11 protein-coding genes are annotated in these 9549 nt (G+C 67.8%); 6 read left to right on the plus strand and 5 right to left on the minus strand.

The genetic code is table 11. The annotated features are described in order from the left end of the window. Positions 1-47 precede the first annotated feature (47 nt). Positions 48-962, plus strand: coding sequence for a hypothetical protein (locus K3M35_RS25065; protein ID WP_220667213.1), 915 nt, complete (start codon positions 48-50; stop codon positions 960-962). Positions 963-1263: 301 nt separating this feature from the next. Beyond that, on the plus strand, positions 1264-1485 hold the full coding sequence (locus tag K3M35_RS25070) for a hypothetical protein (RefSeq protein WP_169690308.1): 222 nt from the start codon (positions 1264-1266) through the stop codon (positions 1483-1485). Positions 1486-1524: 39 nt separating this feature from the next. Here K3M35_RS25070 and K3M35_RS25075 read toward each other — a convergent pair whose 3' ends face one another. From K3M35_RS25075 to K3M35_RS25085, 3 genes are all read right to left on the minus strand, one after another. Then, positions 1525-2061: a helicase associated domain-containing protein gene (locus K3M35_RS25075; RefSeq protein WP_254707626.1), complete on the minus strand. Its 537-nt coding sequence runs from the start codon at positions 2059-2061 to the stop codon at positions 1525-1527. Positions 2062-2334: 273 nt separating this feature from the next. Then, complete coding sequence (locus tag K3M35_RS25080) at positions 2335-2625, minus strand: hypothetical protein (protein ID WP_169690469.1); 291 nt, start codon at positions 2623-2625, stop codon at positions 2335-2337. A 29-nt stretch (positions 2626-2654) separates the two neighbouring features. Then, positions 2655-3920 carry a hypothetical protein gene (locus K3M35_RS25085; RefSeq protein ID WP_217580379.1) on the minus strand — a complete coding sequence of 422 codons (1266 nt, stop codon included), beginning with the start codon at positions 3918-3920 and terminating at the stop codon, positions 2655-2657. A gap of 297 nt (positions 3921-4217) precedes the next feature. On the opposite strand from K3M35_RS25085, the gene K3M35_RS25090 reads away from it, so the two are divergent. From K3M35_RS25090 to K3M35_RS25100, 3 genes are all read left to right on the plus strand, one after another. Then, positions 4218-4979 (plus strand): hypothetical protein, encoded by a 762-nt coding sequence (locus K3M35_RS25090; protein ID WP_169690467.1) that lies wholly within the window; start codon positions 4218-4220, stop codon positions 4977-4979. Between the two features lie 249 nt (positions 4980-5228). Next, entirely contained in the window at positions 5229-5420 is a 192-nt protein-coding gene (locus K3M35_RS25095; RefSeq protein WP_169690476.1) for a hypothetical protein, read from the plus strand. 161 nt (positions 5421-5581) lie between these two features. Beyond that, positions 5582-5785, plus strand: coding sequence for a hypothetical protein (locus tag K3M35_RS25100; RefSeq protein WP_169690466.1), 204 nt, complete (start codon positions 5582-5584; stop codon positions 5783-5785). Between the two features lie 89 nt (positions 5786-5874). Here K3M35_RS25100 and K3M35_RS25105 read toward each other — a convergent pair whose 3' ends face one another. Further along, positions 5875-6138 carry a hypothetical protein gene (locus K3M35_RS25105; RefSeq protein WP_220667214.1) on the minus strand — a complete coding sequence of 88 codons (264 nt, stop codon included), beginning with the start codon at positions 6136-6138 and terminating at the stop codon, positions 5875-5877. Positions 6139-6490: 352 nt separating this feature from the next. On the opposite strand from K3M35_RS25105, the gene K3M35_RS25110 reads away from it, so the two are divergent. Then, positions 6491-8302, plus strand: a complete 1812-nt coding sequence (locus tag K3M35_RS25110; RefSeq protein WP_217580375.1) for an Hsp70 family protein — start codon at positions 6491-6493, stop codon at positions 8300-8302. A 64-nt stretch (positions 8303-8366) separates the two neighbouring features. Here the strand turns inward: K3M35_RS25110 and K3M35_RS25115 are convergent, their stop codons facing one another. Next, the gene (locus K3M35_RS25115; RefSeq protein ID WP_217580373.1) at positions 8367-9410 is read right to left on the minus strand and encodes a hypothetical protein; all 1044 of its coding nucleotides are present in this window, start codon (positions 9408-9410) and stop codon (positions 8367-8369) included. Positions 9411-9549: the final 139 nt, after the last annotated feature.

The following is a 9549-nucleotide window of genomic DNA, read 5'->3' on the forward strand; positions in this document are numbered from 1 at the left end:
ACTCGACCGCCTGGCGCCGGAACTCCTCCGAGTAGTTCTTTCGTGACATGACTGAAGATCATCTCGCTTCCCCAGCAGATGCTGGATTCAGCGTGTCCAAGAACCGGGGTCAAGGCCCGATGATGCTCGACGAAGTTCCTTTCGCTGCAGATCGAGCAGACACTGTCCGCACCCTCAGGTCGGACGCTCAGGTGCTGCGCGGACGTCTGCTGCAGACCATGACGGCTCGAGGGTTGGCTTCCGACCTGGCCGCGCTCATGGACGGACGTCCCGAGGCTGACTGCGAGCAGCTGCGATACCTGGCGCAAGAAGCACGCGCTCGCGAAGCAGTGACGAAATGGCAGCCAGTCCATCCGGACATGCTCATGAAGTTCTTGGCCGAAGGAGACGCACGCCTGGTCCGCGACAGTGCTGGCCTGCTCACCGTGCTGCGCGAACAACTCCACCAGATCCAGAACGACTTACGCGAGCGCGCGTACTTCCGGTTCCTGTGGGACGGCGAACCCGGGCAAGAGGGCGCGTCACCGAAGAACGAGGACACCATCTCCGACTGGATAGCACACGAACTTCAACTACGACTCAATCCCCACATCGTTGTCGACCGCGAAATCCAGGTAACTCGCCCCAGTAACAAGGGCAGCGGTACCCGCATTGACATTACCGCCACCTCCGGGGGCACCAACGTGGGGCGAGTAATCTTCGAAGCCAAACTGGTAAAAAACTCAGAGTTGCCGACCGCGATCGACAACCAACTCGTCGACCAGTACCTCATTCCCACCCGTACGTCCCACGGGATCTACATCGTGTACTGGGTCTCGCCCGAGCTAAGACCCAAGAAGTGGCCCAAGAAGAAGTACCGCGACGCACATCAACTAGGCGAGATTTTGCGTGAGCAAGCCCGACGCCATCAGCCGAACACCAACATCGAAGTCTTCGTCTTGGACATCGGACGGCCCGCCTGACACCCTCAGCGGTGACGTCTCGAACCAGACCCTCTTGTCCTGATCGATCCGTGGGCTTCACCTGTTTGGCGCTGGTACCACCATCCGCTACGTTGACCCTGCGATCACGCGAGTTCCCCGACAGGTGAGTGATTCCCTGACGGGTCGAAGGACGGTCCCCGGCGCCCCCCGCCGGGGACCGTCGTCTTTGCGACCGGTGGGCTACTGCTTGCAGCGGATGACACAGTGACTACTCTCGGCGCGTGGACGAGACGACGCGAACTGTTGGGGATGCGGCTGATAGCCCGGCGGTGGGGGCGTGATGGCGTCTGCTGCTGAGGACCGGGATCGTCTCGAACGTGAGTTGTCGATGCTCGCTGGTGTACGGCGTTTTCTCGCCGATTCCGAGCCGGGCCTTCGCATCCCCACGACGACGGTCGACCGGGTTCTCGATGAGTATCTGGCCGTGTCCGAGCCCGATCGGGAGCACGCTGCCGATCCGACCGAGCGCCCGCCGTCGGAAGACGATCGTCCGGACGGATAGCCAACCGGCCCCGGAGCCAAGCGGTCGATAGTCGAGTGTTCAGTGCGCCAAGGCTGCGGATTGCCGTGTCGATGGTCTTCGTCGGGCGGTGCGTGGTCCGCGCGGCCGGGGAGTCGGTGAGATGCCGAGAAGTTCGAGGACAGCTTGCTCGTCGGCCGGGAGGTGACCGTCGCGCCACTTGCGGACCTTGCGGTAGAGCCACTCCCCTACGGGTTCACCGTCGTCGGAGAGGTAGGTGCCCGGAATCTCGCCGGTCCCGTGCTTTTCGCGGTAAGCGGCGATCTCGAGGAGCATCCGGCGATGCTTGCTGTCGAAACCCGCTGGGCGAGGGGCTTTCCAGTCGAATCCGATCGCGTCGAGTTCGGCCTCACGATCGGCAGGAAGGATGCCGAGGACACGGGCGATGCGGTGCCGGTCCGCCCAGCGTCCGAGATGAAATCCGTCTTCGGCCACGAGATGCGGCTCCGGGTCGGTGGTGTTCGCATGCTCTCGGTAGCGACGCACCGCCGGCGACAAGGCGACGGTGGGTTGGGGTGCTCGATGCGCGTAGGGAGCGGTGCGATCCGGCATTCGCATGAGCCCAGTATGCCCAGCGCAGTGGGTGCTCACACCCATCGAGCTGAGGGTTGAGCGGTCCGCCGAGGTTGTGCGTGAGATGTGCTCGGGTAGTCAGCGGTGAACGAGTGTGCCTCGGATGCCGGTGTTCGTCGTCGGCCAGGACGACCTGTTCGATCCGGCCCGAGTTTCCCTTGTCTCTCCGAGTTCTTCCCCCAGCGTCAGATCTTCGACCGTGCTCTGTCCCCGGACGTGGCCTCGGAATGAGCGTCTGGGGAGGACTTTCGTGTTGCCTCAGGTTTCCCGTGTGCTGTCGTGTCCGTCCCCCGGAGTAGTGCGGCGCGGCGGGGTGGTGGGATAGATCCGGACCGCATAGGTGCGGGCGTCGGCGGCGGTGTAGCCGGCCAGGGCGACCGCGGGCGCGGCCTCGTCGGGGTCTTCGCCGAGCTCGACGAGCTTGTCGAGGGCGAACGCTTCGGCCGCAGCACGGTTCGGCTGGGTGCATTCGGCGAAGAATCCCCCGGTGGGGATGTGCTGGAAGTCCACCTCGTGCGGGACGGACACATCCGGGCCAGGGCGAGGCATGGTCGGGGCGATCCTGTTCTCCCGAAGGGTCAGTCGGTGTCGGCGGCCTGGAAGATCAGGTACTGCGCCGCGGTCGCCTCGTGCGCCCCGGCCACGGTCTTGGTGCGGATCTCGGCGACGTAGGTGTCGTAGAGCAACGCGCAGGTCGCGGCTTCGGAGTACGGGGTGATGACCTCGAAGCAGCGGGCGTCGGGCACCCCGGGCGGCCCGGCGGCGCCGACGACGGAGATGTCGTCGTTCTTGTTGCGCATCTGCGCGACGACCCGATCGAACAGGGCCTGCGCCCGGTCGGTGGCATCGGTGCGGTAGACGAACGTCGCGTCCCGGGCCATGTGGGTGGCGGCGGTGTCGGCGAACATGTCGAGCGTGTCCAACTGCGCGATCAGATGCGCCGCCCCCCGCGGACCGTAGACGGCGGGGACCTGCGCGCCGTCGGCGCCCTCGGGATAGCGCAGCGTGCGGCGCAGCATGTCGTCGATGTCCACCGGCAGATCCGCCAGCTCATCGAGCGCGGTGGCAGGGAAGCGATCGAGCATCGGCCGCTGCAACTCCAGCGCATGTTCTAGCGCCTGATCGGCCCAGTTCGCCCGGTCGGTGGGGCTGTCGACGAAGGTGTAGATCAGGTAGTGCCCGTGCTGGGTCAGCGCGGCCACCGACCGGGAGTACTCGGTGGCGATGGTGTGGACCATGCTGTCGGGCATCGTCGCCAGCGCATACGGTGCGGCCGTCGGCCCGGACACCGCCGGGTCGAGCAGGTGCTCGTGCAACCGCGTCGCGGCCTCACCGGCCGCGGCGTCGTCACGGAATCGCAGGGCGGCGTGGACCATTCGCGCCCGGTTGTCCTTGGTGAAGCGGGCGGTGGAGAAGCCGGCGAGCATGCCGGTGTCGGTGCCGATCTGCTCGATGCGCGAGTCGGTGTCGGCGAGCAGGTAGGCCAGCGGGACGGGTCCGAAGATCGGGCGGGTCAGCTCGAGGTATTCCTCGGTCAGCGCCGGGTCGACCTCGGCCGGCAGCACGACGAACTCCGCCATGCGCTGCGATTCGATGATGCTGCCGATCTCTGCGTCACCGGTGGTGGCCGGGTAGTCGCTGGGACGGGTGGAGAACTCCCCGGGATCGGGTTCGCCCGGGGCGGCGGGGATCAGCGCGGCGGTGCGCTCGACCGTGGTGGTGGTGTCCGCGGTCGCTTCGGCGGTGTCCCCGTTCGCGGTCGAGGTGCATCCGCTCACGGTGATGGCGGCGGCGGCGAGCAGTGCAGCGCCGGTGCGGACGCGGGCGCGGTGACGGCTGGTCAATGTTCCCCCCCATGGTCGCTCGGGGGCATGACGGTGCCGGTCGGCCACCCTCCCCCCGGTGCGTGGACGGCAGTGACCGTACCCACCCGGTGTCCGGCGCCCGGCACGGGGGTGCCCGGTATCGGAGGTTTCCCCGGTCTGCGCATCCACGCGGACAGCTCCACCGGAGCCGACCAGACGTGTGCCGAGTCCGTAGTGCGGCGCCGGCACGGCATGTGGAGTCGGGTGGGAACCTTTTCGGCGCGAGCGCACTCCTATCCGTGTCCACGCCCCAGACGTCGAGAGCGAGCACCCGTCATGACCAGCGAATCCTTTCCCGGCACCCTCTCCTCGCGGATCAGCGACCGTTCGACCGTCGAGTCCACGGCCAGTGATCGGACGCAGTCGTCCTACGGTGCGCAGTCCACCTACGAAGGTGACTCCGCGTACGGGTCGTCCTCGGCCGAGCAGTCGGGGTCGACGAGCTACGAGTCCTACGAACGCTACGAGCGGTACGACAGCTCCGGCTCGTCGAGCTCGGACGCCACCTACGGCTCGACCGGCAGCTCGGGCTCGGCCGGCTCCTACGGCTCGGCATCGTCGTCCTCGGACCGCGCGGATCGCGCTGCGACGGACAGTGTCCAGTCGACGACGTCCGTGTCGGCGCCGGACAGCGCCGGGGTGAGCGAGGCGGTGGTGCTCGACGAGGGCACCCTCGCCGACGGCACCTACATGGCCGATGTGGATCTCGACGGCGACAACGACGCCGACATGACCGTCGTCGATCTCGGTGGGGACGGCACGATCGACATGCTGCGTGCCGACACCGATGGGGACGGCGCGATCGACATCGCCCAGTTCGACAGCGACGGCGACGGACACCTCGACGCCACCACCGTCGACGTCGACCACGACGGGGTGTTCGACACCGCCGTGGTCGACGAGGACGGCGACGGGCACATCGACACCGTCATCGACCTGCACACCGGCGCCGTCGATTCCGACGGGGACGGCAACCCCGACGACTACATCGACGTCACCGGTGTCTCCGACGACTACGGTGCTGGTCTGTTCCTCTGACCCCTGTTTTCCGGGATCGGCCGACGCAGCATGGCGTCCGGCGATCGCCGCCGGGACAGGGGACGTGCCGCCTGCGCGGTGAGACAGCATGTATCTCTCGACCTGGGCAGCACTCGGGCGTCAGTCTTCGTGCCGGCGATCCACCCGATCCATCTGCCGGACGATGCTGACCTCGACCGGGTATGACCACGGCACGCGTGTCGTGCAGTCGTGGCGAGTGGGTCGGTGGGATGTGCTGTGCTGGTGGCCATGCCAGCACTCCGCAAGACCGAGGCTGAGACCCGCGCCGCTGTCGCGCAGATGGAACCGATCATGGCCATCGAAGGTCGGCAGATGAGCGATCGGGACAAGGACCTGCTCGTCGATCTGATCCGCGGGGTGATCACCGTCGGTGAAGTCGCGGTCATCATCGCCCGCGAGGCGGGCTACGAGCTCGACTGAGCCACCGCCACTGGCGCTCCCACACCTGCCTGTGTCGGTGCCGTTGTCTACCGTCGCGAAGCGCACAGCGTGCGCGTGCGGCTACAGGTGGGCGTAGCCACACCACCGCACCGGCACCGCCCGCGAACGAGCAACCCCGCCCTGTGAAGGAGAACCGAGCCATGCCGCGAAGTGTCATCGAAGACCGACTGCGCACCGCCGTGTTGAAGGCGATGCCACTGCCGGATATCGCCCTCGACGCCGTGGTGGCCGGCATTCCGCTATTGACCGGCGAGAACACGACGCGGGGCCGCCGGTCCATCGACCTCGTCTGGCGGCCGGAGAGCCCGAATCCGTGGGATGAGGACGGCCGAGGCTGGGTGTAGCCCCGTACCCACGTCCGCGCACCGTGACCGCGGTGCGGGGACGTGTCATCTGCACAGCTCACGGCATGTGTTCGGGGCCGCCGGGCGGGTCAGTCGGTGCTCTGGCTGTGCTGGCGGGCACGCCGGTAGGCGTAGGTGCAGGCAGCCAGCAGGATCGCCGAGCTCAGCAGGATCGGCAGTTTCGCCGTCCACGACGAAGCGGAAGCGAGCGCGGCCGCCCCGAGCATCAACGCCCCGCACGCTTGGACGGCGAGCGCGGCGAGCTTCGGTGCGGGTTCGGTGGCGGTGCGGGTCCACACGAACCCGGCCAGCAACACCAACGCCCCGAGCATCAGCACGACGGTCACGATCACAGGGCCTCCTGACAGATGAGGATCAACGGCGGGTGTGCCGGTCGTAATCGGCCCAGAGGACAGCGTTGTCCTGGTGCTACCGAACACGTGTGGCGCCATGGACCTGTCCGGTGGACGAGCTGCCGACACCGGTGAACACCCTGCCATCGAGGTCGATGGTGGACGGCGAGTGATGCGCCGCATCGACACCGGTCATCTCGGCACCCTACATCGACGTCACCGGCGTCTCCGACGACCACGGCGCAGGCCTGTTCCTCTGATCCCCCTCCACCCATTGACTCCCCCAGGCGCGGCAGGCTATAGGCTCCGCCGCGGCCACGGGGGTTGAGTCACAAGGGGGGTACGCGCCGCGATGGAGTGGGTTCTGGCGGTTGATTTCGGCACGTCCAACACGTCGGCGGCACACCGGATCGGCCCGGACCGGGTCGAATCACTGCCGCTGACCCACACCTCCAACCTCATGCCGTCCTCGGTGTACGTCGACCACACCGGGGCGATCACCACCGGCGACGTGGCCATCAACCAGGCCACCGTGGACCCGGCCGGCTTCGTCGCCTACCCCAAGACCCACGTCGCGGTCGGGTCGGTGATGGTCCGCGGCCAGGACGTCCCCGTCGCCCACACCATCGCCTCGGTCCTGCGCACCGTCTACAACCAGGCGTTGCCCCGGCACAACAACCATCCGCCGGCGGAGGTCGTGCTCACCCACCCCGAGGCCTGGTCCCAGGGCGAACTCGACGTGCTGCGCCACGCCGCATCCCTGGCCGGACTCGGCGGCAGCGTCTCGCTGATCTCCGAACCCCGCGCCGCGGCGTTCTACTACTCACGGCAGCACGACGCGAAGATCGTCAAGGGCTCGACGATCGCGGTCTTCGACTTCGGCGGCACCCTCGACATCGCCGTGCTCACCGCGACGAGCGAATGGACCTTCGAGGTCATCCGGGCCGGCGGCGACAACACCCTCGGCGGCAAGAACCTCGACGCCACCGTCGCCCGCTGGGTCGACGAACGCCTGCGCGACGACGATCCGGATCTGGCGGCGTGGTTGCGCACCCCGGACGGGCTCGATGCCCGACGCACCCTCGACGATCAGATCCGCCGCGCCAAGGAACTGCTCTCCGAGCATCCCTCGGCGACGATCCGGGTCACCGGCAACGGCGCGGATCTGACCTTCACCCTCACCCGCGACGAGTTCGAGCAGCTCATCGAACCGCAGATCACCCGTGGCGTGCAGCTCGCCGCCCAGGTGCTGCGCGATGCCGGAGTGGACCGGTCGAGTCTGCAGGCGCTGTATCTGACCGGCGGCTCCTCCCGGATCCCGTACGTGCATCGACGACTGTCCGAACTCGGATCCATCGCCACCCTCGACGACCCGAAGACCGTCGTGGCCAAGGGCGCGGCCGGGTTCGTCGCCGGCGGACGCACCACCGAACCCGCCGCCGACCTCGACACCGAGGTGCTGGGACCGGACACTCCCCGCCCCGCAGCACCGCGACCCGGCGCTCCCCGACCGGACACCCGTGCAGCCCAGCACAATTCGCTACCGGCGACCGGGCTACTCCGCTTGCGCTCGTCCCGCCTCCGACTGTTCGCCGGGGCCGCCCTGGCCGCGGTCGCCGCCGGGGCGGCCGTGTTCATCGCGGTCGATCGCGACACCGGCCTTCCCGCCACGGCCGCGGCCGTCGCCGAGACCGCTGCGCCCGCCGACGGACAGCTGCCCGCGGCGACCGCCGAGTCGCACCATCTCAGCGCCACCACCGACGACGTGACATCCCTGCTGCCGACCACCCTGCTCACCTCGTCGTCCTCCTGCGACAAGAGCGGGTTCTCGAGCGAAGGCGCGCTGCAGCTGCAGTGCAACCTCAACGCCGACTCCACCCTCGGCAAGGCCATCGGGATGCAGCGCTACGAGTACGTCAGCGTCACCGCGTGGCGCGACGACCAGTACGCCCGATTGAACTTCATCCGGCTGCGCGACACCACCGACGGCACCACCACGACGATCTCCGGTGACAGCAGCCGTCTGGTGAACTACGACGACTCGGTTAACACCTCCGTCCGCTACACCGTCATCGACCGCTCCACCGGTCTGAACGCCACCTTCCGGATGAACTCCGTCGAGACCGGCACGACGTTCCTGACCGAACTCGGTTGGACCAGCTGACCGTCACCCCCTGGGACAACCGGGTCAGCGAGGCCGACGAGCGTTGCCGTAGCGCTCGACGTGCTCACTCGCTCCGTGCGGGCTCGTTGATCAGGCGGGCGCAGCGCACCACGATCTGCCAGAGCGCGTCGATGTCGACCTCCGCGAGGGGAAAACCCCGCATGGCGCCCTGGTGGTCCTGGCCGACGAAGTGTGCGAGTTCGGCGAAGCCCGGATGTTCTCGCACCGCGGTGTACTGGCGCCAGTTGCCGTAGGCCATCAGCTGGCCGGCCTTGTTGACCCACAACTGGATCGGGGCGAACCGTAACCCGTAGGGGTGCAGGAACACCCCGCCTTGCCTGAAGGTGCCGAACCACAGGTCCTCGTGGGAGCCCAGTCGCTCGTCGAGTCCGTCGAGCAGTGCGAACAACCGCTCGGCGATGGCCCGTTCGGGTGGGGAGGCGATCGCGTCCAGGAAGGACTCCTTGGTCCAGCTGTCCTTCTGGTGTGCCGCTTGGGACTTGGCGTGGGCGATCTCCCCGCCGTAGGTGGACGGGACCAGGATCTCGATACTGCCGTGGCGGGCGTAGGCCAGCTGCAGTGCGGTGACGCGGACGTCGGCGCGGGTGATGCGGTTGAGGTACTCGACCAGGCGCCGCAGGTCGGCGTCGATCGAGTCGACCGCCAGGCACAGGTGGATCCGGCCGTCCTCGAGGTTGCGGTCGAGCCGGTCGCGGGCAGCATCATCGAGCTCGGACAGATCCGGGCCACCCTGGCGGGACCACTGCCGATGGAACGTCTCGGGGCCGGACTGCCAGATCGCGGCGGCGTAGTCGAGCACCTGACCGATGACCATGCGGCGGCGCTCGGAGTTCGATGCCAGCTTGCATTCGACCACGGTGATCTCCCCGGCCGGGTCGACGATGCACACATCGGCCGGGCCAGCGGCAGTGGGCAGCTCCCGCACCGCCAGGGCGCCTTCGGCAACTCCGGGAACGTGCTCGGGGGCCCCAGCGATGATGGTCTGCAGGTGATCCTCGTCGTCGTAGGCCGTCATCGCCGGCGACGACCAATTGCCGCCGGTGTTGGTATCGCGGAGCAACAGCGGTCTGTCACCGACTCCTGCCATCGAGGCCTCCGTCCTTGTGTGGGCGTGACCCCTGGATAGTGGACACGGGGTGTGTACGTCAGGCGGCCTGATCGAGGGTAGCCCCATGGTCGACCTCGAAGTCAAGTGGTGATCGGTTCCGCAGTGATGAGTGCCGTCG

It is taken from the genome of Rhodococcus sp. DMU2021 (genome assembly GCF_019641445.1).
Lineage (GTDB): Bacteria > Actinomycetota > Actinomycetes > Mycobacteriales > Mycobacteriaceae > Rhodococcus > Rhodococcus pyridinivorans.